The organism is Roseofilum capinflatum BLCC-M114, assembly GCF_030068505.1.
Classification (GTDB): domain Bacteria; phylum Cyanobacteriota; class Cyanobacteriia; order Cyanobacteriales; family Desertifilaceae; genus Roseofilum; species Roseofilum capinflatum.
The window spans coordinates 70,152-96,863 of sequence record NZ_JAQOSO010000082.1; the positions used below are offsets into that span (position 1 = coordinate 70,152).

Genomic DNA, 26,712 nt, shown 5'->3' on the forward strand with positions numbered 1-26,712 from the left:
AAAATGCCTACACGATCCAATTCTTTACCGGTAGTTTTACCCGCTCGCATGAGTTTAAATGAAAACCCATTTGACGATCTAGAGATTGCTGTTTTTGATTTCCCTTTTCAGGATGCGATCGATCGTTTCACACAACAACTTAAAGGTTTATTAAATAAAAAAAGATTAGAGTGGTGGCAATATCCACCTTATCGATTGCTCAATAATGCTATCGTTGCCTGTTCTCCAACCGTCGTACATGGATTTGAAAAATATGGCGTAAAGAACGAACAAATCCGCAGGATGTTGGCAATTGGCAAAATCGAACGCAATTCTAAAGGAGAAATAATCAGTTCTTCTTTAACACATCCTACTGAGGAGCAAATTACTGAACTTATTCTAATTTGGATTCAAATTTGGGGACGACAACCGTGGCTCAAAGAAATCATTACAGGACAAGGAAAAATAATTTGGGAGGAGTTGTTAACAGCTTTACAGGATAAGCCTCAAACCCAATGGTATAATATTAGCCCAAAAACTTTTCTTAACGATCTTTATGCAGAGAAAGGTTTAGCTTTTAATGCAGTTCCCAGTTTATTGTCAACTTTACTACACGGTCAAACCTCCACAATCGCCGATAGAGAAGTATATTGGCGTAAGGCACAAAATAGCTCGAATCGACTTTGCGTAGTGAGCCAGCCTCTCCCCATATCTTTTATGCGAAAGAGCGGTTTTAAGGAATCAGCAGAAGAAGGCTTCTTTTCCTATAAACTTGAGTTCCAAGTTCAGACACAAGCGGGACGCGATCAACCTTGGATTTATGCTTTTCTACATTGTCAGCGCTATGCAGAGAAAAAATTAACGCGCAATCAAAGATGGAACGATATTACGATTTTATTGGGAATGAATCGGCAAAGGATGGATGGATGGGAAATTGATTCAACTTTAGTTAGCTTGAAAGCTAAAGCTAATGTAAAAAAAGGAGATTGGTTAGATAAACTTCCTCAGTTACTTGAAGAGTTTGGAGCGCGTTCTCTGGTTTCTCCTGTTGAAATTTACGCAAATCCTCAAAATTTTTGGAAGACTAATAATTTGGATGATGAGTATTATGTTATTCATACAGAAGGATATAAATATGGTCGCAGTACGCATAAAGTACAAACAGGTTTTGGTTTAGCCGAACAGAGTGAAATTATCGATCGCACTTGTTGCAATCTGCTGCAAGGTGTTTTGCAACCCGATCGTGCGCTTGAACCCGATCTACAGATATTTCCTCTAAAGCCTCTTCCTCTTGCTTTATGGACATTTGAGAATCTTTCTGAAAGTCCTCCCTTAATGAGCGCACAAAAGGCTAAAACACAAGGATTGACAGACGAGCAACGCTATGAAGTGCGCGATCGCGAAACTCGTCAAAAGAAGCGAGAACAGCAATATATTCCTGCGGAAGCTGTAAAAAGAGCATTACGAGGAAAATCTCTAACCATTTTGATTATTTATCAAGAACAAGATACTTGTGATGCGATTTACAAACAATTGCGAGAAACATTTTTGTTGAATGAGGAAGATTCTTTTCCTGAAAATCTTACCATTATTAAAACACCTATTCTCGATCTTCAACTTGGTCAACACTTAGAGGTTGGAGACCTTAAACCTGAAATGCGATATAAATCTCCCTCATCTCGACAGAAAGGCTTTGAAGATCAATGGAATAAGGCAATTAAGAAAGCACATCGTGAAAAACGAGAGGCTTGGCGAAATTTCTTGAAAAAAATCAAAACTGAAGAGGAGATTAGACAAGATTCTTTTTGTGTAGCTATCATTGAGCGATTGGAAGAACCCACTTTGTGGGAAAAGTTTCATCCAGACCAAGGAATTAAAGGAAGCATTCGGGAAGCGTGCGATCGCGAAGGAATCCTCTCTCAAATGATACGCGGTGTACAATGGAAAACAGATGAGGAGACTAAAGAACGAACCTTAAGACCAGCCGATAAAGGTCGCACTCACAATGCTGTGCAAGACCTAATTATCCGTCAACTCGGTGTATTATACGATCCCCCGAATACAATTTATCAAGAAATCGGGATTCCAGAACAACAGGCACGAGAATTAGATGTGGTTGCTTTTGCTTTAATTAAAAAACAAATTGGCGTTACATACGCACTAGCCGTTCGTCTGCGAGCATCTGGAGAAGTGGATGTATTACTCCCGGAAGCAAAAGACTGGATACCTTATGCTGAAGCTGGATATCAATTAGGACAGATATTTGCTGAGGCAAGATCGTATTTTAACAATGGGAAGATGCAAAAAGACCGTCCCGTTAGTCTAAACTCTAAGACTCTGGTGAAATTTGTTGAAGATACGTTAACTCAGAAGTTAGATCGCCCAACGATTGCCATTGTAGAAGCAGAAAACTGGCGCAACCAAGGTGCGTGGGGACAATTGAAAAACGATCGATTATCTGAAGCCTTAGATAGACTGGAACTGGGGGAAGTATACGAACGAGACGATTCTGAACTGAGTCATCTTCTTGGGGTTATTCGACTTCGGACTGGGGATGAAACTCCTCAATATATTACCAATCGAGAAACCTGGCAGAAAGATGGCGATCGCCTCTCGCGTGATTTATACGAGCTTTCTGGCTTTGTCGAGCGATCGCATAACGAAGTTTTTCATTACTTCTCGATTGGAAGACTTCCAAGCACGATTAAAGGAGATCAGCGTACTAAAGGTCGTGAAGATCCTTACAAAATTGCAGACGCGGGTGGAATTCCTTTTAAACATTCACAAGCAATTGAAATGCTGCCGTTCTTTGTTTATCCAGATTTTCAAGGTAATGAGGAGCGCAAGGTACTTTGTCGAGTTCCCCATTATTTACGCTTCTCTCCTGCATGGACAATGGGTAATATTGTCTTACCTTATCCCATGCACTTAGGGGAACAATTAATTCAAGATCGACTGTGTATCCTTGGAGTTACGGAAAAATTTTAATGCAACACAGGGGCTTTCCGGCGGGAAAGCCCCTACAGTTGTCTTAACTTTAATTAGAATTGCTCGATCTTCCTAATCTTCATGATCTTCAAAGGGATCGTCAAGGACTTCCGAGGGCGGGCCAAACGATGTATATAACGAAACACCTGTTAGGGCCAGGACGATCGCCACAATGCCGATATTAAGAACCGTTGCAGTTTCCATAGGTTTCTGAACTAAGATATACTATCCTTAAATATAGTATTACAAAAATTTACATTTGGTGGCGATCGCGGCGATCGCGATTCCTTCCGGATTCGCAGTTCTGCCAGACCCAGACCAGTGTAAAATCAGAAAATTGAAACGGAATATAGGAGACCCATGGCACAACGTACCCGTTTAGGAGACATCCTCAGACCCCTGAACTCGGAATATGGTAAGGTAGCCCCCGGCTGGGGAACCACCCCATTAATGGGAGTGTTTATGCTACTGTTCTTAGTCTTCCTGCTGATTATTCTCCAAATCTACAACTCCTCCCTCCTGCTGGAAGGATTAGACGTAGACTGGACGACTCTCGGTCGGTAGGATACGGCAATCATATTACAGTTACCCACGTTTACTGAGAACGTTTACTGATTCCTGAAAACTCGGTTTAGTCCATAAACCGGGTTTTTTTAAGTTGATCCCCTCTAGAGTACGGTTAATTTAGGAGAACAGAAGAACATGAATATTTTTGGCATTGGTTTACCGGAAATGGCTGTGATCATGATTGTGGCTCTGTTGATCTTTGGGCCGAAGAAATTACCGGAGATGGGTAAGGCGATCGCCAAAACTATCCGTAGTTTCCAGCAAGCCTCGAAAGAATTTGAACAGGAATTTAAGCGGGAAGCCTCTCAACTCGAAGCCTCAGTAAAAGAGCAACCTAGCTTAGAATCGAAGGTTGAAGTCAGTCACACCTCCGAAGACGAACCCCAAGACAGTACAACAGTAAGTAATAATTCGACACCTACCAGCTAACCCAGATCCATGAATAGCGAGCGATCGCCCAATCCCAAAGAGCAACCCGCTCTCGTCATTCCCCAACTCATTGTCGGTTTAGGCAACCCTGGCAGTAAATATGATGGCACTCGCCATAACATCGGCTTTGATATTGTCGATGAACTCGCCCGGCGCTGGAATGCCTCCGGGAGTGCCCACAAAAAATTTCATGGATGGTTCGCGGAAGCGCCCTTTGCTAACGGGCAGAAACTGCGCCTGCTCAAACCCTCCACCTATATGAACCGCTCCGGGCAATCCATTCGTGCAGTTCTCGATTGGTATAAACTGCCACAGAATTCTGTCCTAATTGTCTACGATGATATGGATCTACCCGTAGGACGGATACGGCTGCGCTTATCCGGTTCGGCTGGAGGTCATAACGGCATGAAAAGTGCGATCGCCCACTTAGGAACCCAAGACTTCCCCCGTCTGCGAGTCGGTATCGGCTCCTCCAAATCTCCAGACACCGGCAGCAAAGACACCGTATCCCACGTTTTAGGCAAATTTTCCCCATCGGAAGCCAAAATCATTAACGACGTGATTCCAGGGGCAACCGATGCCGTAGAAACCAGCCTCAAACAAGGAGTAGAACAAGCCATGAACCTGTACAACAACCGACTCTTTGCAGCATTGGAACAGCGATCGTGATTTTTAATTGATATGAGTTCTCAGCGCCTACCCGAAACCACCGTTTACGTCCGCGTATTGCGCCACTCCTGGCAACAAGGCAAACTCGAAGGAGAAGTCTTAGCCAACGAATATCAATGGGAATTTCAATGGCTCTTTCGCCATGGACAACTCCTCGTCAAACCCTCCCTAGGACGCGCCCTCATTCAAGAACCCCTAGGGCGATTCTTAGAACAACGAGATTATCAACTCGAACCCGGCGGTGATTACACCTTCACCGTCCGCGCCCAATTCTAACCCCGTCTTACCCTCATTCATTATTAATTGTTAATTATTAATTGTTAATTGATTATGTCTTTTAGCGTCTTCGATATCATCCTCCTGATCCTCCTCTTCATCTCACTACAACCCGCTTGGCAACAACGGAAAATCATTCAACGACGCATCCAAACCCTAAAAGCCTTTGAACAAAAACGGGGCAGTCGCGTTATCCTCCTCATCCATCGCCAAGAATCCATCAATTTACTCGGCGTTCCCCTATCTCGCTATATCAGTATCGAAGACTCAGAACAAATTCTGCGAGCCATTCGGTTAACCCCTCCCGATGTTCCCATCGACCTCATATTACATACCCCAGGAGGCTTAGTATTAGCCACCGAACAAATCGCCCGCGCCCTCATTCGTCATCAAGCCAAAGTTACCGTTTTTATTCCCCACTATGCCATGAGTGGCGGAACCATGTTAGCCCTCGCTTCCGATGAAATTGTCATGGATGAAAACGCCGTTTTAGGCCCCGTCGATCCGCAATTGGGTAATTTTCCCGCCGCCAGTATTCTCAAAGTCGTTGAGGATAAACCCCTGCGCGATATAGACGATCAAACCTTAATTATGGCCGACTTATCCCGTAAAGCCATTGAACAAGTTAAACGGTTTGTGCGCGAGTTATTAGAAGATGATATTCCCCAGCAAAAAATCGCTCCAGAAAACATGGATCGAATTATTGAAGAGTTAACTACGGGCAAAGTTACCCATGATTATCCCATTCCTCCAGAGGAAGCAAAAGCGTTAGGGTTACCCATCGTTACAGGCTTACCGAAAGAAATTTATGGATTAATGGATTTGTATCCTCAACCGACCAATCGCCGGCCCAGTGTACAGTATATTCCCATGCCCTACGAACGTACCCCCACATTACCTATCCCCAAAAATACAGAAAAGTAGCTTGGCTCACATGGGAAACTTAGCAACTCAACCGATCCCCATTGTTCATTGTTCATTGTTCATTGATACTAAATTCTCAAATCTCCTCTAACCAAGTTTGAATGGCAGATAACAGATTGGGTTGATTCGGGGGAAAGCCTTTTAATGGCGCGTCTAGGGGTGCGTCGGAGAGGAAGGCAACGGCAATGACTCCGGTGAGTTTTTCACAGATGCTTGGATTTAACGCAACCTAAGACATTTCCAGAACTTTTTGTAGAGGAGGGGATAGTTCAATCGGCATAAAATAGGAGTGAGGATAGAGGTAATCTTCCCCTGATTCATCAATTATCCGCAGCATTTGATGGCTATTCGCTTTTGAGTCCGGTAAAACTTGATAAATCTTGCGAACTTCTAGGGAAGCTGTATAGTCTGTGTTTTTAATGCAAACAACAAATTCCATAGGTTTTACTCCAGTAGGTATTTAATCTTGAATTCTTTGCGTCCAATGCCGTGGGCTTCATACCAATGAATTTCGGCTTCACCGACAGTTGAGTTTCACTCCCCAGTTTTTACTCTTTCTGGATTTCCAATTTGGCGAAGTGTTCTTGCACCAGGCGATGGATGAAGCGGTAGCGATCGCCGTCTTTTCCCTCCGTTAAGGCATCGATCGCGTTAGCTGTATTCCCTGCTGCAACACTCGCTAAAGTAGCTGCCAACACAGTTCCCCAAGCAATCCCTTCCCCAGCAAGCAATAGGGGAAATACGGTGCTACCAACCACACAGCCGCCACCAATGGTTAATTTTAGGAGAGAGAACCTGACATCCATCATCATTCCCTGAACGCTGTCATTATTCTAGCTGAGGTAGAATTATCATTGGGATGGTGATTAGCGAGATGATCGAGATTGCTTCACTTCACTGCGTTCCGTTCGCAATGACTTCTTCTCACCTTCTCCTGCGGGGCCTTACCTCTTCTTCTTTTGCATAATCGATTTGACCATCTTGCCAAACTGCTTATCTCTTTTTCGTTTTTCAAGATACGACATTTGATTGAATTCCGATTCTTTTTTCATCTTCAGATAATTTTGATAGCGTTGTTCGGACAAATCTCCAACTTCTATCGCAGCAAGAATCCCACAACCTTTTTCATGAGTATGAGAACAATTAGAAAATTTGCAGCTTTGCGAAAGCTCAACAATGTCTGAGAAAGTTTCATCCAGACCTTCATCTATCGACAGACTACCCAGCTCTCTCATTCCTGGAGTATCTATGATCATCGCTCCATTTTCTAAGCAAACTAGCTGACGGCTTGTTGTCGTGTGTCGGCCTTTGCTCTGTATTTTACTTACGGGTTGAGTTTCATATTTTTCATGACCGATGATGTGGTTCAGTAAAGTGGTTTTACCCACACCAGAAGACCCTAGCAAGCAGTATGAAAATTCTGGCTTTAACAAGCCAATAACTGAGACAAGATTCTCCTGGTTTAAGTTGCTAAACTGCATCACCAAAGTATGAGGAGCAATACTCAGAATTTTTTTCTTGATTTCATCGATCTCTTCCTTGGAGATCAGATCGCATTTACTCAGAAGAATAATCGGCTCAATTCCGCTTTCATTGACCATAACAAGATAGCGCTCTAGCCTTCGTAGATTAAAATTTTCATTCAAAGATTGAATAATGAAGGCAACATCAATATTGGCGGCTATTAACTGAAAATCTACCACCTTTCCAGCCGTTTTTCTCTGTAGTAGAGTCTTTCTTGGGAAAACACCATAGATAATTGCATGGGTATCATCATCGAAGAAATCGGCATATACCCAGTCACCTGTAGTCGGAAGATCGTATGCTGACTCGGTGCGGTAAAGAAGATTTCCTGATAATTCAGCAAATATTTCTTTCCCTCCCTTGGTGACAGTGTAGCTGTCTTTATGCACAGAAACTACCCGTGCAATGTCGTGAGCAGCAATCATTTGATCATCGACTCGACTCTTAAACCAGTCATCATACCCCAGGCTTTTCAGATCGTCCATGATGAACGTTAGATCTTATTTTTTATGCTGTACCTAACTATGAATTCTATCATGTCCGGTTAAAAGGTTGATGGGGGCGAAGGTTGTTTGGCTGTTATGGGGGGTTATGCTTTTAATTATCAGTAAACTAGAAAGTAGGGTTTATCAATCGCCAGAAGTTTATGAATAAACGACTATGGGATAAGGGTTTGAGGGTAGCCGTTGCCCTGGGTATAGGTTTAATCATGGGTGGAGCAGAGAGTAGTGGACCGGCAAGCTTAAAATCATGGGTAAGCTATGTGCTACAATTTACTAATGGAATAAATTACAGCGATCGCGTTGCCCACAAAATTAAGCTTGCCGGTCCAGTAGTATCGCCCAGGAAGTGCAAGGATGTTTTATGGTGGATTCTTCTGGACGCTCGATTCCTTTGAGTGGAGTCTGTGAGGGGACTTCGGCTCCCCGTTCTCGTCCAGTGAACCCAGGGGTGTTTCAAGCGCAGATTAAGCGCCGGTTGGGTGGAATTCCGGTGATTGAGGTGATGTTTAATGACCAGTATTCCTTTGAGATGATTGTGGATACGGGCGCGAGTGGGACTCTGATTACTCAGGAGATGGCGGAGGTGTTGGAAGTGGAACCCGTAGATTCTGTCACCAGTGTGGTGGCTGATGGGTCTAAGGTGACGTTTGCCTTGGGTTATATCCAATCAATGGCTGTCAATGGTGCTGTAGTCAGGGATATTCCGGTGGCGATCGCCCCTAGAATGGCGATCGGCTTACTCGGCCATGACTTCTTTGGCAACTATGATGTGCAAATCAAGCAAGATGTGGTCGAGTTTCGACCGCGTTAATAGGATAGGGGATAGGGTAACTACCCATTACCCATTACCCCATCTATTCATGTTCCATCCAGCGCAGATCCAGATCGTCCTCGTGCAGATGCTGCATCGGGAACCAAGGGGTATCGATCTGTTCTAAGAGCCAACCTTCCCAGTCAGAGAGCCGATATTTAAGAACCGTGGGATCGGGACGCACTTCCAGTTTCTGCTTCCAACCTTCATGAATTTCTGTATGCCAATCTACTGTTAACAGTCGGATTTTAAGCTGCTTAATGGTGGTCATGATTTCCGAAAATCCATAGGTTTCGGCCGTATTCTCCTCTCCCTCTCCCTGTCCACTGGCAGTTCCCCATTCGTGGATAAAGGCAACCAGTTGCCCGATGGAGCCAGGTTCCCGGAAAACAACAATGAAGGTATAACGAGTGATGGAGTGGTCTTGTCTCTTGATTCTAAAGAGTTTGATTAAATGAGGGCGATAGTCAAACAAGAGCCGGATAATGACATTAATCCCCATGGTTGAACCGGCAGCACTCGCTGGAATCACTCTAATTGCGGTCACGTTTTCCTCCTACAGATCGGTTGATAAGGTTAAGTTGTGTACGTTGACTGGGCGATGAATTGGTCTGGTCTGAGGTTTGGGGAACCTCTGTATGGGTCTGTATCCGGTTTGTGGACAAGGGTCTCTAGAGAGCTAATCCCACCAGAGCTGAATGCACAAATGATTCTAACTTTAGCTGTACCAAGTTGCAATCCATCCTTGTTGGCTCTAGAAGGCGATAATGCTACCCATCCCTGGCGCGATGAAACTCCGTTTCGCTCCGCGATGAAACTCCGTTTCGCTCCGCGATGAAACTCCGTTTCACTTCGCGATAAAACTCCGTTTCGCTTCGCGATAAAACTCCGTTTCGCTTCGCGATAAAACTCCGTTTCGCTCCGCGATCGCCCCCCACAATCTTGCCTTAATTGTAAATTTTTGTAAAGTTTGCATAAAATTGCCCCCTAAAATCTGAGAACCCTATAGGGGGGTTATCTCTCTATTTCCCTGCCATTGAGGACGAGCAAAGGTGAGATTAGGCAATCAGGAGGCGACAGACGTGGGTAAATTGGTAGTTTTGGAGCTTGAAGGCAGTTTAAGCACCGAGGGCTTTCGGGTCAGATTACAAATGGGGGAAGACGGAAAGCGCCCCGATCTGGATATATCCGGATACTTACCCTCAGAACCCGATCTAGCCCAATTGCTAGAAAGTCATTGGATCGACAAGTATCGCCCTTTGGGACTGCCTAATACACGGGGGTTAAAACCCAAAGCGATTAAATATGATGGAGTTCTGAATCGGATCAAAGAGTGTAAAGAATCCGGCGATCGCCTGTGCGATCGCCTCAATCAATGGCTCAGTTCTCCGGATTTTCGGGCGATCGACACTCAGATCCGCGAGAGGCTTAATTATAGCGATCGTATTCGCTTCATTGTCCGTACCAAATGTAATGACTTGCCAAAACTACCTTGGCACAGTTGGCAACTCCTATCCCGATACACCCATGCTGAAATCTCCTTCAGCCATCCCCACTTTAGGCGCTCCGATCCCCTCAGCACCACCCCACCCGGAAAAGTCAGAATCTTAGCCATCCTAGGACATAAAGAAGGCATCGACACCGACAAAGACCAGGAAATCCTCGACTCCCTACCCAATGCAGAAGTCACCTTTCTCATCGAACCCAAAAGAGCAGACATCAACGACTCAATATGGGAACAACCCTGGGATATCCTCTTCTTTGCCGGCCACAGCGAAACCGACGGCGACACCGGCAAAATTTACATCAATCCCAACGAATATTTAGCCATTGAGGACATCTGGTATGGTCTGCGAAAAGCCGTCGCCCAAGGACTAAAACTCGCCATCTTCAACTCCTGTGACGGACTAGGACTCGCCCGCAGACTCGACGATCCCCACATTCCCCAAATGATCGTCATGCGCGACTACGTTCCCGATCTCGTCGCCCAAAAATTCCTCAAATCATTCCTCCTCAACTTTTCCCAAGGATACTCCTTTGAAGTCGCAGTACGGGAGGCACGAGAAAAGCTCCAGGGACTCGAAGATCAAATTCCCTGCGCCACCTGGTTACCCGTCATCTGGCAGCATCCTGACTACATCTCCCCCACCTGGGACGAGTTAGTAGGACAATCTCCCCCTCCCCATTTCTCTTGGCAAAAAGCCTTAACAACCACCCTCTGCATCTCTCTAGCAGTAACCACTGTAGTCATGGGAGTGCGATATTCTGGCCTCCTGGAGTCCATGGAACTAAAAGCCTTCGATCGCTTAATGGAACAACGCCCTCCAGAAATCATTGATTCATCCATTTTAGTCATCGAAGCCACAGACTCTGACACCAATGATTACGGTTATCCTTTAAGTGACAGTATCTTAGCCGAAACCCTTACCAAAATCATCCCCCATAATCCTAAAGTCATTGGACTACACATGCATCGCGGCCAACCCAGGGATGAAGGTTATCCATCTTTAATCAACTTATTTAACCAACACCCTAACTTGATTAGCTTATGCTCCCATAATAGTTCAGACAAAATCTACTCCCCGCCTCTAGGATTATCTCAAAACAAAATTCAGCAACAAATTGGATTCAGTGATTTGTATGGCACGAAAAGTCATGATGGCGTGATTCGTCGCCAGATACTTTCATCCAATCCTCAGTTATCCTCAAAAAACGCTCAATGTATTACCTCATGGAGCTTTAGTACACAACTAGCCCTAAAATTTCTAGAACTTGATTCTTTAGAACCCCTTCAGTACCCAAGGCTATCCCAACGAGTTGGAGGCTATCAAACCCTTGATGGTCAAAGCAATCAAATTTTAATCAACTATCGTTCTCCTTGGGGCAATCAAGGCATTACTAAAAAAATCACTCTGACTGAAGTTCTCCAAGGAAAATTTGATCCGAGTATCATCCAAAATAAAATCGTCTTAATCAGTGTAACTGCCGGAATTGGAAAAGATTATTATCCAACTCCCTACGGTGAAATGGCAGGAGTTTTGATTCATGCCCATATGGTCAGTCAAATTGTTCATTCTATCCAAGACGATCGCCCTTTAATCTGGGTTTTACCACAATGGAAAGAGGTTCAATGGGGAGATGCACTCTGGATTTTTTCCTGGTCTTTGATCGGCGGAGCGATTGTCTGCTTTTGCCCTCGAAAGCTGTGGATATTAACCCTAATCAATATAGCTATAATCTTTGGCTTATATCAACTGTGTCTACAACTCTTAATACTGGGCGGATGGATGCCATTGATTCCTTCCCTATTATCCATGCTAATCACTGAATATATGGTTGTTGTTTACCCACAGAAATCAAATGTTAAATCCTAAACTAATCCTTTTCTTAGTCCTACTCCTCATGAACTCTGGCTCATCCCTGGTGACCCAATCCGTCTCTTTAGCCTCAAGTCCTAATCCTATATTAAGTACATCTAATCCTCCTCCAGACGATGAAGGAGTACCCGGAGGGCCACTCGATCCTCGTAATTCTTCTTGCCCCCAAACACCCGAAACATTAACCGCATTAATCCCCAAAAACAATCAAAATCGTCAAACCATTCAAGCTCATCCTACCGTTTGGTTTTATGTTCCTTATTCATCAGAAACCATTGAATTTGGTGAATTTTCGCTGCTAACGAGAGATGGTAAGCAGCGAATTTATCGAACTCAGTTTACTCTGCCCAATACCCCTGGAATTGTCAGTATTACCATTCCGGAACAAGCATCCGAGCCTCTAGAAAATAATCAATATTATCGGTGGTATATCGAACTCTTTTGCTCACCGGCTCAAAACTCTCCTGACATAGATATTAATGGTTGGCTTCAGCGAGTTGCTAGAACTCCAGAAACTGAACAGTCCATTGAGTCAGGTCTACCGGATATTTGGTATGATAGTTTAACCAATTTAGGGTATCGTATTCTCAATACCCCTGGAGATCAAGTAATCAAGAACCAGTGGAATCAGCTTTTGCAACAATCTCGTTATCCAAATATTAGTTCTAAACCCATCATTGGCCCAGTTCAATTAATAGAATAAGAGGTACGGTGGGCATTGCCCACCCTACTGGACCGGCAAGCTTAAAACTGTAGGTTGGGTTGAACGAAGTGAAACCCAACTTTCGTCAGACGGGTGTTGGGTTTCGTTCCTCAACCCAACCTACACTCTTACCCCCAATTTTAAGCTTGCCGGTCCACTACAAATTGACTATACTGTAGCAGATTTAAAGCCAGTTACCCAGAAAAACATACGTTCCCCAAAAATGGGGTTCTTGATGTTGTTCAAAGAGCATCTTTTGGGCTTTTTGAAAAGCTTTTGCTCTGGTGGTATTGGGTTTTAAGAGTTCAGTGTAAAAATATTCCATTAGTTCTGTGTTGCGTTCATCTCTGGCAACCCATAAACTGGAAATAATACTGCCAGCACCAGAGCGAACGGCCATTCCTGCTAACCCTAGGGTTGCTCGGTTGTCACCTTGAGCGGTTTCACAAGCACTTAAAACCAGTAATTTAATGTTGTCCTCATCAGTTGGATTACTTTGTTGAAGATAGGAGCCTAATTCTTCACTGTTGACTAAATCGTTATAGGCAACAATAAAGGTTTTTTCTGGATCGGAACTAAATTGTCCGTGAGTCTTAAAATGAATAATATCTAAGTCGGCAGCAGAGATTTTATCTTTGATCGCTTCAGGCGTAAACTGTTCATCAATTAGGGGTTGTTCAGTTTTCAGTATTTCTGAAACCGTATTTAGCTCTAGCTCTAGTTCTTTGATTGCTTCAAAATCAAACTCACCAATTTTTTGGGGAATTCCGACTCCTCCTGTGAATGCCTGCATCAGATTTTGATTCCCTAATTGCCAGGGTTGAGCTTGAATGAGTTGTAATCCCAAAGATAAAACGATGGTGTAATCTTTTTCTAGAAAATATTCTTGGTTGGATTTATCGTAGAGAACTCCAAGAGGAATATTTTGTAAGGGGCGATCGAGAACAAAGACTAAAGTCTTAATTTTTTCTTCTTCAGCAAGTCGTTTTTCTAAGGGTTCAATAATCCAAGGATAAAGTTTTTTTGCTGCTTGAAGCACTTCGTCTGGAAAAATGGGGCGATCGCTGACATATCTTCTCAATTGTTGAATTTCGCCTTGCAGTGTTGTATGCTGAACTTGAGCCGGATAGTATTCTAATGGCTGTTGAGGAAGCTTGATAATTGAAGCTACGCGATCTTCTAGGATGATTTCGTAGATAAAAGCGGTTTCTGAATCAGCATTATCTAAAATTGTATCAATTTGTTCGGGTTTGGCGGTAATGCAGGCATCGTTGAAGAAGTCGTCTAATTCAGCGAGTTGCAAGGCTTCGATGACGTTGCGGGCTTCTTTTAAGTTGTCTTGACTGGGATTATTTTGGAGTAATAAATCAACGTATTTTCGATAGACGGGTTCGACTTCATCGCGGAAGGAGAATTGTAAGTCGCGGTTGGAGGAAACTAGCTCTTGGCGGAGGGATTGCAGGGTGTTGAAGGCGGCTTTGTAGGCGGATAGGGTTTCGCTGCTGTGGGGGGGGGATTGGGTTTTTTCGAGGATTCTGCCGAGTTGCCATTGCCATTGATAGGCGAGTTCGGGGGCGTTTAAGTCGAGGGATTGGGCGATGGATAAGGCTTTTTGGGTGTGGGTTTTGGCGGTTTGAAGGTATTCCTTAGAGTCTTGGGCATGTTGTTCGTAGAGTCTGCCTAAATATCCGAGGGCATAGGATTGGGTTTTGAGGTCTTTTCTTTGTTGGGAAACATCGATAATGGTTTGCAAATTTTGGGCGATATTCTGCCAGGGGATGGTGCTGATACAAGTGGCGGTTTGCAGAGTGTTGAGGATGAGGTTATTTCCCGATTGGGTGTTGAATAAGTTGAGATTTTGGGCTTCTTCTAAAGGGTTGAAGTCAAGGATATTCTGATTTAGAGCAACTTGTAGGTTAAGTTTATTGAGGTTAGCTTGCAGTTTGAGTAAAGGGTTATTTTGAGAAACGTTTTGATAGTGTTTTAAGGCTAAATTGTACTCTTCTTGATTTTCTAATATGGGACAAAATTCAAAGTTAAATTGAATGGTGGAGGTGGCAGATTGAGCAATTGCCCATTGCCGATCGCCTTTTGCCCTCAGCGTATTCCCCATACTCAACTGCATCCTATCTAACATTTCTTGATCGGTTTCAGCCATCGCTAAACCCCGCTTCAGCACAGCTTCTGAAACCTCCATATCGCCCATCAACCGCAAAACATCGCCTAATGCTTGCAAGTGCAACACCGTCAGGCGATCGCCGGAAACCCTACCCAAACTTTTTTGTAAACTTTCTTGCTCTACTCCAGCACAAAACGAGACATTCTCATCAATTCGAGCGCCGATCGCCTCACAAGCAGACTGAAATAAACCCAACTCCTGCATCGCTTGCACCTGATTGAGTCGATTGCGATCTTCAGCCTCAGTTAACCCTAGCTGCTGATAGAGTTTTCCCGCTTCTTGCCAACTGACAAGCGCTGCCGAAAAATCACCCACAGAAAAGCTCAACTTACCCTGAATATCCAGAGATTGAGCCAAAATCTGATCCCGTTCTTTCGTTGTTGATAACTGCTCTAAGATCTGAATGCCTTGAGTGCTGCTTTCTCTCGCTTGCTCCCATTCCCCTCGCTCTTGCAGCGCTAGAGAAAGATTACCCAAAGCTACCGCTTGATTGACAAAATCACCGTTTTGTGCATATTCATCAGCTTCCTGTCGCCAAAATTCCGGGGAGCGATCGGAATGCTCTGAGGAGACTTGAGCCATGATAGGGGGAGACTCCAGAGAAAACCCAGGCAAGATCACCGTTAAACTCGCCACAAATACCGCCAGAATTACCCAAATCAGATGGCGATTAGATCGTTTCCAGATGTTAGAAAGTATGGTCGAAAGATCCCCCCTAGCCCCCCTTAAAAAGGGGGGAATCAAGAAAGTCCCCCTTTTTAAGGGGGATTTTCTGCAAGCGGATATGAAAGGGGGATCGACTCTATCTCTCATAGCAGAGGAAATCGCTGTAACTCCCCATTTTTTAACCTTGCTTAGAAAAACAAGCGGGTTTGGATAGTAAAATATAAACCGTTTTCTTGCCATGTGCGATCGCTCGACTCCACATCAACCAAAGGAATACCCCAATATAAACTAGCACTAGAATCATTTCCCTGTTGCCAGCGCAAGCCCAAACCGCCAGAAGCCAAAGTTTGGGGCTGTAAATTCTGGCGATCGCTACTATTCCAAGCTGTGCCAAAATCTAGGAATGGGGCAAGTTGTAACACCCCCCAGCGCTCTTGAGAATTACCCATCAAAGGATAGCGAAACTCTACCGAGCCAAACATCCCATTATCCGTTAATCGGGTATCTTGACGATAACCCCGTACACTTTCCCAACCGCCTAAACTAAACTGTTCTAAGGGCACTAGGGCGCGAGTTGCCCATTGTACATCCCCGCGCAATAATAGGATTTGATCCGGTGCAAATCGCTGTACCCATTGCCCTTGTCCCCGCCAAGCAAAAAAGCGCCCATCGGGAGCCTCAGATCGGACAGTAGCATCAAATAAATCTAAACCTAAACTGAACTGGGAATAGAAGGCCAAAATCCGATCGTTTCCCCGCCATAACCCATCCTGATAAAATCGGATGACTGATAATCGGGTTTTGCCGCGACTGCTGCCACCTTCGGCTAGGGGAAAGGGTTCATCCAAAATATAAGTATCGCTTTCTCGCCGAGAAAAGACCAATCCTAACGCAAATTCTTTTTCGGGTTCTTGCCAAATGGGTTGACGGAAATTTACATCAAAATAGCGGGAATCTCCCCTTAAATTAATCGCGTCAAAGGGTTCTTCAATCACTCGGTTGGAGCTGGTTCCATAGGAAACACTTAAGGTTCCGTTGCGGGCATTTATAGGGATCGTATAATCGGCAAAAAAGGTATCGCTACCATCAGTATTGGCATATCCGAGGCGAAAACTATCCCCCAATCCCAATAGGTTGGCTTGTCTGAGCTGGACTTGACGGCGAAAACTGCCTACACTAGGGGCACGACCATTATCTCCACCGATCTCTAGGCTGAGGGTTTTGGCTTCTTGAAAGCGAACTTTCAGGTTATTTTGCTCGATGGTTGCTCCAGGAACGACTTCTGCGGAGATATTAGCGATTAAGGGATCGAGTTGCAACAGTCGCAGTCCATTGAGGAGGTTATCTAAATTTAGGGGCGTAGCGGCGATCGCCAATCGACTGCAAATATAATTAGGATTCAGCCTTCCCCTACCCTCTCTCGTCAGGAAAATTGTCCCCAACCCTCCCTCAATAACGGCAATTTTCACCACCCCATCGTCTATTTTCTGCGGATAGGGAACCGCATAGGAGTTAATATAACCCTCCTGATTATAGAGTCCCGTAATCCGAGAAACCGCTTCCATGAGTTCGGTAAACGTAATCTCTGGCTCTGTAAACTCCGCAATCTCTTCCTGTAACCGATCCTGAGAAAAAACCGTAGCCCCGACAAACTCGAAGCGACTCACCTGCAAGCGCTCTAAACTTTCCCCACTCTGGGATTCAGTCGCAGGAGAAACGGCCAAATCTTGGGCATTTTTCCCCGTATTTACTGCACATTCAAAGGTTTCCCCATCACTTTCTCTGCTAATTGGGGGTGTTTCCCCTCTTCCCATTTCAGGTAATAAAATGGATAATAGGAGCAGTAGAATCAGGGATAAATACGATCGCCTCGAAAAACCCAGCATTAGATTAGCATTCAGGCACAGCCCGTAATTCTTTCACGGCTAATTATGCCCTACTCTTCACCAATAATCAAATTTTTCCTACAGCAGTTTCTGTTACTATCCCCTGCATCAATTCCCTGAGAACCAGAAACCCGGTTTCTTGGAGAAACCGGGTTTCTAATCCCCACCCCTAATTGATCAAATCCTTCATGTAATCCCCCCAAACCTGAGCCGCTTGAGCGCTACTGCCATAAGTCGGTGTGTTATCATCATTTCCTAACCAAATTCCCGTCACCAAACTGCAACTAGGGAGATATCCCACAAACCACAAATCTACCCCATCATTAGTCGTTCCCATTTTTCCCGCTTCTCCCCATCCTAAATACTAGATTTGAGTGATTTGGGGTTGACTGAAGTACCAGAGGCGATCGCTCCCCTAAATCCCAACTCCTAATTCCCAAGCGCTTTGCCATAAATTAAATTGGTATGCAGGAGTTGAAATCCGACGGATTCATAAAGTTGCAATGCTCCATTAGGATTGGTAGAATCGACTCCCAGTTTTGCAACCTTCATTCCAGCTTTTTGTAAACTGTGTAAACCCGTCAGAAGTATGGCGCGACCGAGTCCTTGGCGACGAAAACCCCGGCGAGTCCCCAGTAAATTGACCCAGCCTTCTTGACAGTTACGTTGGCGATTATCTTCCTTATCGATATTACAGTAACAAAAAGCGGCGAGTTGACCATTGGGAGAAACTGCAACCCAGTCCATATCTGCTTGATAATCGGGGGCTTGTATGTAATAGAGTTGCTCTTCTAAGGTGCAAGGATTAAAGTTCCAATGGTCGATAAAGGATTGGTTAAACATCTCTACCCAAGCTTCTGCTTCTGACTCTCCCTTATATAATCTAATGCTAAATCCATCGGGAACAGAGGGTTCTGGGATGGGGAGATGAAGCGATCGCTCCATAGAAAAGAATCGACGATGAAGTTGATAGCCGTTTGTTTCGAGAAAGTGTTGGCGATCGCGATTCGTATTGCGGGTAGATGTGCGAATTAAGGATTTTCCTATCTCCACTACACGACGTTCTCCCCAAGCCAGCATATCCTCTTCTAACCCTTGGTTTCTGAGGTTGGGATGAACCACAAAACGAAAAAAAACATCCTCTACTTCCTCAGTACTCCCTTTCTGACAGTGGCTATAGCCAACGATTTGACCTGTCTCATTTTCCCAGAGTCGTACGTTATCTTTCGGATCGCCCTTGGGTGCATTAAACCAACTTCGTAAGTCCTGAACTGAAGTCGTATAGTCAATTTGGTCTACTTTCCTGCAAAGATTTAACAGATCGGCCAGGGGAGGTAGATCCGTTTCTCCCTGATAGGGACGCATGGTCAATGTGAGCATAGTCAAGCTGAAACCCATTGAGCATGGGCTGATTACGAAATATGCTACATTTGTAGCATACACATATTTCAACAGCAATGAGTAGAATTACTTATTAAAAGAGCGTGATATCAAGTCCGGTTAATTTGTTAAGAAGCGGGCAAGATGCCCGCACTCCTCGAATTCTTTGATATGACTGGAGTGGGAGCATCTTGCTCCCTGGATTTTTAATTAGGGTATTTAAGCGAACTTGATATGACTGCCGAAAAAGGTCGCTATAGCGACAACTTGTTACCAATGCCTATTCCCCATTACCTCGCGCAAAGTGCTGTATTACTCAATCAAATCCTTCATGTAATCCCCCCAAACCTGAGCCGCTTGAGCGCTACTGCCATAAGTCGGTGTATTATCGTCATTTCCTAACCAAATTCCCGTCACCAAACTGCGACTAGGGAGATATCCCACAAACCACAAATCTACCCCATCATTAGTCGTTCCTGTTTTTCCCGCTTCTCCCCATCCTAAATAGGCATTGCCACCCGTTCCCTGACTGATTGCTCCTTGTAATAAAGAAGTCATGGTTTGCGCCACATCTGGTGAAAGTACGGTGCGATTGGCCTTCGGATCTTGGGCATAATCATAAATGACTCGACAGGTATCCGGCTGATCCGGTACAGCGCAGTCGCTGCTGTCGAGAATGCGGCGAATGGCATGGGGGCGATGGTAAACCCCCGCATTGGCAAACACTGCAAAAGCGCCGGTCATTTCTAGGGGAGTAACTTCACTTTGACCGAGGATTAAACCGGGGACTGGCTTTAAGTCTGCATTGATACCCAACAGCCGCGCCATCCGTACCACATCACTTAAGCCCGCGTCTTGAGCGATACGCAGAGCTACGGAGTTTTCGGATTGAGCCATGGCTACCCCCATATCGATCGCCCCCCCACTGCGCTCGCAGCCGCTATAGGATTGCCCTTGCCAAGTTAAGGGGGCACAGGAATAGGTTTTCCAGGGGGAAATGCCCTCAGCGAGAGCCGCAGCATAGGCGAATACCTTAAACGTCGATCCGGGTTGACGATAGGCTTGCACGGCGCGATTAAATTGGCTCTCGCGATAGTTTTTACCGCCGGATAGGGCTAAAATTTCCCCGGTTTGACTGTCCAGAGTGACGACGGCTCCCTGGTCAAAATTAAAACCGGCTCCGGTGGTGGCGATCGCCTGTTCTAAACTCTGTTCCGCCGTTGCTTGCATCTGGGGATTGAGTCCAGTTTCAATAATAAAATTACCCTCTCGCGCCAAACCAATGCCTAACAATTCCTCCAATTCCATAAACACATAATCATGGAAATAGGGCGCAATGGAGCGATTAAACTGTTCGATCGCTTTCGGGTTCACTTCAATGCGCGATCGCCTGGCTCGGTTGGCTTCCTCTGCGGAAATCATCCCCAATTTTTCCATCCGATACAACACCCCATCCCGTTGACGAATGGCCGCATCGTAATCTCGAATCGGATTAAAACTATTGGGAGCCGGTAAAATGCCCACTAACGTTGCAGCTTCGGCGATCGTTAACTCTGTGGCGGGCTTACCCAAATAATACCGCGCCGCATCCTCAAATCCATAGTTAGCACTGCCCAAATAAATCCGATTCAGATAGGTGAGCAACAAGAGATCCTTACTATAAAAGGTCTCCAATTTCAGAGCCACGATCGCCTCCCGCAGCTTCCGACCGGCTGTATCCGATGTGCCCACATACTCCCGAAACAAACTGCGAGCCACCTGTTGGGTAATCGTGCTGCCTCCTTGTTGAATGCCTCCCCCTCTCAGGTTCACCAAAATAGCTCTAAGCGTACCAATGGGATCGACACCAAAATGCCAATAAAACCGGGTATCTTCAGAGGCAATTAGAGCTTGAGCCAGATGGGGCGGAAAATCAGATAGACTCGCTCGCTCTAAGTGCGCTTGATTGGTGGGAGGCACTAAAGGCGTTTCATTATCCCTGGCATAGACGACCACAGGGCCTTGAATATTGCGCGGTAGGGGAGAGATATTAAATTTTTGCCATTCGATTAAAATGGCGATCGTCAGCAAAGCCGTTAGACCACCAAATCCATAGGCACTATAACGGAGCGCTTGAATCGGCCATGAGGGAGGATTGGTATAGCGCAGAGTAACCGAAGCTTGCAGTTCTGGGGGGCCCAGCGTCAGGCGATCGCCGTGAGCTAGGCGCATTTCCCGCACCTTCTGCCGTCCTCGATAGATACCATTGGTCGCCCCCTCATCTTTAATCGTAAACCCTTGTTTCGTGTCGCGAATCAGGGAACAATGGATCTGGCTCACCACCGGATTACGGATGACAATATCGCAGGATTTTGAAGAACGTCCAATCAGGATGCGATCGCCCAATAGGGGATATTCTTGGGGCCCTTGTCCTTCCGTTTCCTCCACCATCAGTTTCGCCACCCTAGCCTTTGGTTTCAGCGCCAGTTGGGTGAGCTTAACTTTCGCTTGGATGGTTTGCGCCACTTGAGTGAGCGTACCCATCAGGGTTTTCGGAGGGCCAGGAGGTTGAGAACTCATAGGTTAGCTTAGTTAACTTGTGCAATCAATCAGGAAGAGGGACAAACTTATAGCGAGTCTCAATGAGTTGTGCAACAGGAAAGTCCCTCTCCCTCAATCCCTCTCCCACGGGAGAGGGACTTTCCCCTTCTCCCTTCGACTTCGCTCAGGGCAGCGCCTGCGGGAGAAGGGGGTAGGGGGATGAGGGGCAGTCGTTTATAACTCATTTAAGTTTGCTATATCTTTAATTTAACTGATGTTGATCTCCAACTAAAAGTTCTCTCTTATAGCGCTTCGCGCTAGGGAATAGGGAATAGGGTCACAATCCCCTAAAATAGGCACGATAAACCCGTTAACAACTTTAAAAAACTAGCACCTTTAAGAGGAGAGTATGAATCGCCTGATCAAAATCATGAAAAGGTTTTTAGAGACCTTTGAACGCATCATTGCTTTGTTTTTGTTGTTAATGCTGGTGATTGTGGTTCTTTTGGGCACAATTGAATTGGGCTATATCTTATTTGAGCAAATGCAGGACACCCCTCACTTTTTGTTGCTCAACATTGAAGAAGTCCTGAAGATCTTTGACTACTTTTTATTGATTATCATTGGCTTAGAGCTGATCGAAGCCACCAAAGTCTATCTCGAAGAAGAAGTTATCCACGTGGAAATCATCTTCCTCGTGGCCATGGTGGCGATCGCCCGGAAAGTGATTATCCTAGATGTGACCAAATATCATCCCCTCGTCCTCTTCGGCATTTCCTCGATTATCCTCGCTCTCACCATCGGCTTCTACTTTCTGATCAAAACTCTGAAACCTAAATAAGTTTAGGGGCAAGCCATTATGCCCCTACCATCAAGGTTTACCCCATCAAAATCACCGTATCAATCACATGGATAATCCCATTCGTAGCTTCAATATCTGGGGCTAAAACTGTGGCATTTTTCACTTCAAAAATGTCACCACAACGAATGGGAATAGGAGAACCTTCCAGAGAAGTTACACTCTCTAGATCCTTTAATTCTGCCGTGGTATAGCGTCCGGCAGCCACATGATAGGTGAGGATACGTTGGAGTTGAGGCACATTCTGCACCAAACTCTCCACCGTTCCCGGTAACAACTTGGCAAAGGCATCATCATTGGGGGCAAAAACGGTTAGGGGGCCAGGTTGTTGCAAGGCCTCGACTAACCCCGCCACTTTAACCGCAGTGACAAGAGTCGAGAAGGCTTCATTACCAACGGCAATTTCAACAATATTAGGCATAGTGTCTGAGGGAATAGGGAATGGGGAATGGAGAAACCGGGTTTTTGCCCATGAATTAGGATGACTTACTCAAGGATGAAAAACCCGGTTTCTAGGGATTCACAAAATCAACGATAATCTTGGCTTTGGATATCAGATAAACGGGCTTCTGGACGCAGGAATCTGTCCATTTGGGCTTCAAAGAATTGGCGATTTTTTAAGGGGTGAGCGCTGGCTTCTCCCTTTTGCCAAACCCGAAAATCTGCGGTGTCTCCAGCGTAATGATTGGGCAGGTCTAAATATTCTTGGGGTAAGAAGTATTTAAAGAAGGGTAAAGGGTCTAGAAACACCCGCTCGGCAATGTAGAGCAAATCCCGCCAATAGAAATCCATGGGTACGGCATAGGCTTTATAAATGCCGATAATTTGCATCAGGTTTTCGGGGGTGTCCGGCAACATGGAGCCACCGGCTTCTAGGCGATGGATGACTTCGGCGTATTTGTGGGTTGAAGGAGGGATTTTTGTGGTTGATGAATCTAGAGTTGTAGTCATGGTTTTTTATAGGGAATGGGTAATTAGGGAATAGGGAATGGGGAATGCCCTCTCCCTTTCATGTCCGCTTTGCGGAAAATCCCTCTCCCAGGGGAGAGGGACTTTTGATCCCTCTTCTCTCATGGAAGAAGGGGTTAGGGACTTCTACTCCCCTTCTCCTGCGGGAGAAGGCTTGCCCTGAGCGAAGCCGAAGGGGGTTGGGGGATGAGGGGCAAATGCTAGTGTAACTTGGGGTTGATGCAACTCAGCGACAATGCGGTTGGTGGTGGGTTCCATCCAGCGCAGGAGGAAGTTGGGTTGAATGCCTAAAAAGAGGATAATGGCCGTTAGCACTAGGGCTGGCCATTGTTCATTCAGGGTAACGCGGGCATAATAGGCTTTCTGGTTGTCTAACTTGCCGAAACAGGTGCGGTTAATCAAGATGACGAAATAGACTGCTGTTAATCCTGAAGAGAGGATACAGATGAGGGTGGGAATGGGGAAGGTGGCAAAACTGCCTTGGAAGACGACAAATTCAGCAGCAAAGCCGACTAAGCCGGGGATACCGGCGCTGGCCATTCCGGCTAAAATCAGGAGGGCACTGGTGAGGGGTAGGCCGCGAATGGGGTTCATTAAGCCGTTGAGGACATCAAGATCGCGGGTTCCGGTGGTTTGTTCGACGATACCGACGAGGAAGAAGAGCAGAGCCAGAATGAGGCCGTGGGCGATCATTTGGGCGATCGCCCCCAATACACTCAATTCAGTCCCCGCAGCCGCCGCCACGAGGATATACCCCATGTGACCAATGGAACTATAGGCGACCATGCGCTGGCTCATCAAATTGTTGCTCCCCACGGAGCCGGACTCAGTAACTTAGTATTCTGTTCGCCCGGTACTCAAGTGATTGAGTTATTTTCCCCCAACTATGTAGAGACTCATTACTGGGTTCTGAGTCAGGAATTGGATCTAGATTATTATTACTTGATGGGAGAAGGGAAACAACCCAAGGAATATCAAGATCCGCACTGGATATGGGATAATGTAGATGTTAATATTGAACAGTTTTTTCAGTTGATAAATCTACCTCAGAAGTTGTAACTAGAGTTCTATAAATTATGATATCTAAAGATTCCAAAGATAAACTAAAAAGAATTGCAAAGTATGACTTAACTTTATGGTCTAAAGTGGTCATGTTGAAAGAATGCTTTAACTTCATTGAATCGCTTGATCCTTCTACATTAAATGCTTTAGAAATATCAGGAAACACCTTAGAAAATATAACATTCAAATCTTATACAAAATTTGACTGTCCAGAATATGACATTTGTAAAGATTGTTTAGACCAAGGCTTCGATTTAATTATGGCCGATCAAGTATTTGAACATTTACTGTGGCCTTAAAGAGCAGGTCAAAATGTCTATAAAATGCTCAATGAAGGAGGATATTTTATTATTAGCACCCCATTTTTAGTTCGTATTCATAACGACCCCATTGATTGTTCTAGATGGACAGAAACGGGTTTGAAGTATCTATTAGCAGAATGTGGTTTTGAACTCGATAAAATTAAAACAGGATCATGGGTAAATCGTGCTTGCATTAATGCCAATTTCAGAAAATGGTCAGCACGAGGATGGGGTATTTTTACTAAACTCCATAACGAGGAAAATTTTCCGATTACGGTTTGGGCGATTGCTCGTAAATAACTACCTAATTAAGGATTATCTAAACTATGAAGATAAATGATGAATGGCTTAACATGAGAATAGGCTTACTTAAGCATCCACAGTTTTATAGAAACCCTATCATGGCCTTGTGGCGAAGATTAGTTTGGAAGCTCTATGCTGAACGTCAGCCTTTGTTGAGATTTGAAACCGAATATGGATTTGAGATAGAAGCTCAACCGCAAGATATAAGTGTCGGCTCACTCTTTTATAGGGGACAATATGAATGGGCTGAGTTGAAGTGGTGGAAAAAACTGCTTGATAGGGATGATATGGCGATCTTGGATGTTGGCGCAAATGGAGAAAGTGGAAGGTTGGTCTAATATCCTTGCTCAACTTAGTCATTAAGTTGGTTCTGAATTAGAGAACAATCGACATCAGCCAGCCGTTCTGCAATGGCTGGCCAAGAATAGCACTGTTTAACTAAAGTTTGAGCATTGTGACTCAGTTTTTGCTTCTCCGATGTCAGTAACTGAGCAATTGCACTGGCTACAGATTCTCTATTACCCTCTACAATTAACCCAGCGTTTGCCTGCTTAATTTCTGGGGCAATTTGTACTTCTGGGGTAATAATTACGGGTAAACCAGCAGCCATGGCTTCTACAACGGCAATCCCAAAGTTTTCGGAAAAGGAAGGAAGGACAAAAAGATCTGAGCCTTGCAGGACTAAATCTTTGTCTTCGCCAGTCACAAATCCGGTAAATCGGGTGCAATGGTGTAAGTCTAACTGATGGAGTAATTGTTTTAATTGTTCAATATATTCAGAATCTCCAGAACCAGCAAGCAGGAGATAAAGATTAGGACGTTTAGATTGAACTTGATGGAGTGCTTCGATTAACAGATCTGGGCGCTTTTTATAATGCAGGCGCGAGAGAAATAAGATAATTGTCGCGTCTAAAGGAATATCATATTTTGCTCGTAGTTTAGCTTTAGCATCCGGTTGGATTTCTGGAATGTCCACGCCTAGGGGAATGGTATTGTAGTGGTCACACAATTCTTCATCGGGAATAAAACCGGCTAGGGTGACGTACTTTTGTAGATTCAGTTGTTGAATTAGGGTTTCCACGCGGGGACGGTCATCCCCTTTGCCGACAATCAGATAATGAAGGTTGGGAACCTGTGGGAGGATGGTGGGCAGGGCTTCTAGAATGCGATCGTAGCCTTTATATTGTTCTTGGCTATCTAAGCGGCAAACGGTTAATAGGATTTTCGTTTCTGGAGAAAAACCATAGCGTTGCAGTAGGTAAGGCGGTTTGGGGGCAATGGTAAAGCGATCGCTATCAAAGGTATTGGGAAGGAGTAACACTTGTTCTGGATTCAAGTCTTGCTCTTTGAGGAGACGATCGCGGGTATAGTGACTTACGGCGAGAATGCGATCGGCATGACCCAGAGCCGTTTTCAGTAGGGGACGCTCGATGTTCCAGGCTTCTACTCCGTGGGCGATCGTCCAATAGGGAATACCTCTCAACTGCTTCAGCCAGTAGGCGATCGGTGTAAAATTCAAATGACTGGTTATCACTAACTCTGGAGAATGCCATAGTCCCCCTAGCATAATCTGAGCCGCAAAAGCCGGCGTTCTCAAGGATAGAGGGATCTTACCTGTAAAATGGAAATCTGTTTGATGCCAATCACCTAGATCGGGGGAAGATTGACTATCATGTTTAAGGTATACCTGATAATGAACATCATGATAAAAATTCTGTAAAGCTTTCAGTAAAAAGGCAGAATAAACTTGAATACCGCCCTTAAACCCAAACATATTGGGAAACCACAAATGACAAGAACTAGCACTTTTAGACTGATACATCAATAATTTATCTT

The 26,712-nt window shown here is 45.0% G+C and carries 26 protein-coding genes and 3 pseudogenes; 14 read left to right on the top strand and 15 right to left on the bottom strand.

Annotated features, from left to right (window positions below; all coding sequences use genetic code 11):
• The first annotated feature begins 3 nt into the window (after positions 1–3).
• Positions 4–2,967 carry an RNaseH domain-containing protein gene (locus PMG25_RS14785; protein ID WP_283767667.1) on the top strand — a complete coding sequence of 988 codons (2,964 nt, stop codon included), beginning with the start codon at positions 4–6 and terminating at the stop codon, positions 2,965–2,967.
• 72 nt (positions 2,968–3,039) lie between these two features.
• Here PMG25_RS14785 and psbN read toward each other — a convergent pair whose 3' ends face one another.
• Entirely contained in the window at positions 3,040–3,171 is a 132-nt protein-coding gene (psbN, locus tag PMG25_RS14790) for a photosystem II reaction center protein PsbN (RefSeq protein WP_283760580.1), read from the bottom strand.
• Positions 3,172–3,327: 156 nt separating this feature from the next.
• Here psbN and psbH point away from each other — a divergent pair, with 156 nt between their 5' ends.
• The 5 genes from psbH (at position 3,328) to PMG25_RS14815 (ending at position 5,832) form a co-directional block, all read left to right on the top strand.
• A complete protein-coding gene (psbH, locus tag PMG25_RS14795; RefSeq protein ID WP_283760581.1) occupies positions 3,328–3,531 on the top strand; it encodes a photosystem II reaction center phosphoprotein PsbH in 204 nt (67 codons plus the stop codon).
• A gap of 138 nt (positions 3,532–3,669) precedes the next feature.
• Positions 3,670–3,963: a TatA/E family twin arginine-targeting protein translocase gene (locus PMG25_RS14800; protein ID WP_283767668.1), complete on the top strand. Its 294-nt coding sequence runs from the start codon at positions 3,670–3,672 to the stop codon at positions 3,961–3,963.
• A 9-nt stretch (positions 3,964–3,972) separates the two neighbouring features.
• Complete coding sequence (gene pth, locus PMG25_RS14805; protein WP_283767669.1) at positions 3,973–4,632, top strand: aminoacyl-tRNA hydrolase; 660 nt, start codon at positions 3,973–3,975, stop codon at positions 4,630–4,632.
• 12 nt (positions 4,633–4,644) lie between these two features.
• On the top strand, positions 4,645–4,908 hold the full coding sequence (locus PMG25_RS14810; protein WP_283767670.1) for a DUF3146 family protein: 264 nt from the start codon (positions 4,645–4,647) through the stop codon (positions 4,906–4,908).
• A 54-nt stretch (positions 4,909–4,962) separates the two neighbouring features.
• Positions 4,963–5,832 carry an SDH family Clp fold serine proteinase gene (locus PMG25_RS14815; RefSeq protein ID WP_283767671.1) on the top strand — a complete coding sequence of 290 codons (870 nt, stop codon included), beginning with the start codon at positions 4,963–4,965 and terminating at the stop codon, positions 5,830–5,832.
• Between the two features lie 76 nt (positions 5,833–5,908).
• On the opposite strand, the gene PMG25_RS24690 is transcribed toward PMG25_RS14815, so the two are convergent.
• The 4 genes from PMG25_RS24690 to rsgA all read right to left on the bottom strand — a co-directional run bounded on the left by PMG25_RS24690 (position 5,909) and on the right by rsgA (position 7,841).
• Positions 5,909–6,043 (bottom strand): NACHT C-terminal alpha/beta 1 domain-containing protein, encoded by a 135-nt coding sequence (locus tag PMG25_RS24690; protein WP_430540970.1) that lies wholly within the window; start codon positions 6,041–6,043, stop codon positions 5,909–5,911.
• An 18-nt stretch (positions 6,044–6,061) separates the two neighbouring features.
• On the bottom strand, positions 6,062–6,271 hold the full coding sequence (locus PMG25_RS14820) for a hypothetical protein (RefSeq protein ID WP_283767672.1): 210 nt from the start codon (positions 6,269–6,271) through the stop codon (positions 6,062–6,064).
• 109 nt (positions 6,272–6,380) lie between these two features.
• Positions 6,381–6,638: a hypothetical protein gene (locus PMG25_RS14825; protein WP_283767673.1), complete on the bottom strand. Its 258-nt coding sequence runs from the start codon at positions 6,636–6,638 to the stop codon at positions 6,381–6,383.
• Positions 6,639–6,776: 138 nt separating this feature from the next.
• Entirely contained in the window at positions 6,777–7,841 is a 1,065-nt protein-coding gene (gene rsgA / locus PMG25_RS14830; protein WP_283767674.1) for a ribosome small subunit-dependent GTPase A, read from the bottom strand.
• Between the two features lie 379 nt (positions 7,842–8,220).
• On the opposite strand from rsgA, the gene PMG25_RS14835 reads away from it, so the two are divergent.
• Positions 8,221–8,670 (top strand): retropepsin-like aspartic protease family protein, encoded by a 450-nt coding sequence (locus tag PMG25_RS14835; RefSeq protein WP_283767675.1) that lies wholly within the window; start codon positions 8,221–8,223, stop codon positions 8,668–8,670.
• Between the two features lie 43 nt (positions 8,671–8,713).
• Here the strand turns inward: PMG25_RS14835 and PMG25_RS14840 are convergent, their stop codons facing one another.
• Positions 8,714–9,217, bottom strand: a complete 504-nt coding sequence (locus PMG25_RS14840; RefSeq protein ID WP_283767676.1) for a hypothetical protein — start codon at positions 9,215–9,217, stop codon at positions 8,714–8,716.
• Between the two features lie 505 nt (positions 9,218–9,722).
• Between PMG25_RS14840 and PMG25_RS14845 the strand changes: the two genes are divergently transcribed.
• Positions 9,723–12,044 carry a CHASE2 domain-containing protein gene (locus tag PMG25_RS14845; protein WP_283767677.1) on the top strand — a complete coding sequence of 774 codons (2,322 nt, stop codon included), beginning with the start codon at positions 9,723–9,725 and terminating at the stop codon, positions 12,042–12,044.
• 49 nt (positions 12,045–12,093) lie between these two features.
• A complete protein-coding gene (locus PMG25_RS14850) occupies positions 12,094–12,750 on the top strand; it encodes a DUF928 domain-containing protein (RefSeq protein WP_283767678.1) in 657 nt (218 codons plus the stop codon).
• A 184-nt stretch (positions 12,751–12,934) separates the two neighbouring features.
• Here the strand turns inward: PMG25_RS14850 and PMG25_RS14855 are convergent, their stop codons facing one another.
• The 5 genes and pseudogenes from PMG25_RS14855 to PMG25_RS14875 form a co-directional block, all read right to left on the bottom strand.
• Complete coding sequence (locus PMG25_RS14855) at positions 12,935–15,511, bottom strand: CHAT domain-containing protein (RefSeq protein WP_283767679.1); 2,577 nt, start codon at positions 15,509–15,511, stop codon at positions 12,935–12,937.
• Positions 15,512–15,783: 272 nt separating this feature from the next.
• The gene (locus PMG25_RS14860) at positions 15,784–17,409 is read right to left on the bottom strand and encodes a ShlB/FhaC/HecB family hemolysin secretion/activation protein (RefSeq protein ID WP_283767680.1); all 1,626 of its coding nucleotides are present in this window, start codon (positions 17,407–17,409) and stop codon (positions 15,784–15,786) included.
• A 241-nt stretch (positions 17,410–17,650) separates the two neighbouring features.
• Positions 17,651–17,842 (bottom strand): annotated as a pseudogene (locus PMG25_RS14865) (hypothetical protein); the annotation flags it as partial.
• A gap of 68 nt (positions 17,843–17,910) precedes the next feature.
• Positions 17,911–18,861: a GNAT family N-acetyltransferase gene (locus tag PMG25_RS14870; protein WP_283767682.1), complete on the bottom strand. Its 951-nt coding sequence runs from the start codon at positions 18,859–18,861 to the stop codon at positions 17,911–17,913.
• 312 nt (positions 18,862–19,173) lie between these two features.
• The gene (locus tag PMG25_RS14875) at positions 19,174–21,420 is read right to left on the bottom strand and encodes a transglycosylase domain-containing protein (RefSeq protein ID WP_283767683.1); all 2,247 of its coding nucleotides are present in this window, start codon (positions 21,418–21,420) and stop codon (positions 19,174–19,176) included.
• A 391-nt stretch (positions 21,421–21,811) separates the two neighbouring features.
• On the opposite strand from PMG25_RS14875, the gene PMG25_RS14880 reads away from it, so the two are divergent.
• Positions 21,812–22,222 carry a phosphate-starvation-inducible PsiE family protein gene (locus PMG25_RS14880; RefSeq protein ID WP_283767684.1) on the top strand — a complete coding sequence of 137 codons (411 nt, stop codon included), beginning with the start codon at positions 21,812–21,814 and terminating at the stop codon, positions 22,220–22,222.
• A 37-nt stretch (positions 22,223–22,259) separates the two neighbouring features.
• Here PMG25_RS14880 and PMG25_RS14885 read toward each other — a convergent pair whose 3' ends face one another.
• The 3 genes and pseudogenes from PMG25_RS14885 to PMG25_RS14895 all read right to left on the bottom strand — a co-directional run.
• Entirely contained in the window at positions 22,260–22,661 is a 402-nt protein-coding gene (locus PMG25_RS14885; RefSeq protein ID WP_283767685.1) for a fasciclin domain-containing protein, read from the bottom strand.
• Positions 22,662–22,861: 200 nt separating this feature from the next.
• A pseudogene (locus PMG25_RS14890) lies at positions 22,862–23,191 on the bottom strand (CO2 hydration protein); the annotation flags it as partial.
• Between the two features lie 144 nt (positions 23,192–23,335).
• Positions 23,336–24,001: pseudogene (locus PMG25_RS14895) on the bottom strand (proton-conducting transporter transmembrane domain-containing protein); the annotation flags it as partial.
• Between PMG25_RS14895 and PMG25_RS14900 the strand changes: the two are divergent.
• Genes PMG25_RS14900 through PMG25_RS14915 form a run of 4 tightly spaced genes read left to right on the top strand, consistent with a single transcriptional unit; the run spans position 23,969 to position 25,214 of the window.
• Positions 23,969–24,268 carry a glycosyltransferase family 61 protein gene (locus tag PMG25_RS14900; protein WP_283767688.1) on the top strand — a complete coding sequence of 100 codons (300 nt, stop codon included), beginning with the start codon at positions 23,969–23,971 and terminating at the stop codon, positions 24,266–24,268. The pseudogene PMG25_RS14895 and the gene PMG25_RS14900 sit on opposite strands and share 33 nt — an antisense overlap.
• A gap of 17 nt (positions 24,269–24,285) precedes the next feature.
• On the top strand, positions 24,286–24,570 hold the full coding sequence (locus PMG25_RS14905; RefSeq protein WP_283767689.1) for a ZZ-type zinc finger protein: 285 nt from the start codon (positions 24,286–24,288) through the stop codon (positions 24,568–24,570).
• A gap of 24 nt (positions 24,571–24,594) precedes the next feature.
• Positions 24,595–24,873 (top strand): hypothetical protein, encoded by a 279-nt coding sequence (locus PMG25_RS14910; protein WP_283767690.1) that lies wholly within the window; start codon positions 24,595–24,597, stop codon positions 24,871–24,873.
• A gap of 26 nt (positions 24,874–24,899) precedes the next feature.
• Complete coding sequence (locus PMG25_RS14915; protein WP_283767691.1) at positions 24,900–25,214, top strand: hypothetical protein; 315 nt, start codon at positions 24,900–24,902, stop codon at positions 25,212–25,214.
• Between the two features lie 14 nt (positions 25,215–25,228).
• Here the strand turns inward: PMG25_RS14915 and PMG25_RS14920 are convergent, their stop codons facing one another.
• Positions 25,229–26,698 carry a glycosyltransferase gene (locus PMG25_RS14920; protein ID WP_283767692.1) on the bottom strand — a complete coding sequence of 490 codons (1,470 nt, stop codon included), beginning with the start codon at positions 26,696–26,698 and terminating at the stop codon, positions 25,229–25,231.
• Between the last annotated feature and the right edge of the window lie 14 nt (positions 26,699–26,712).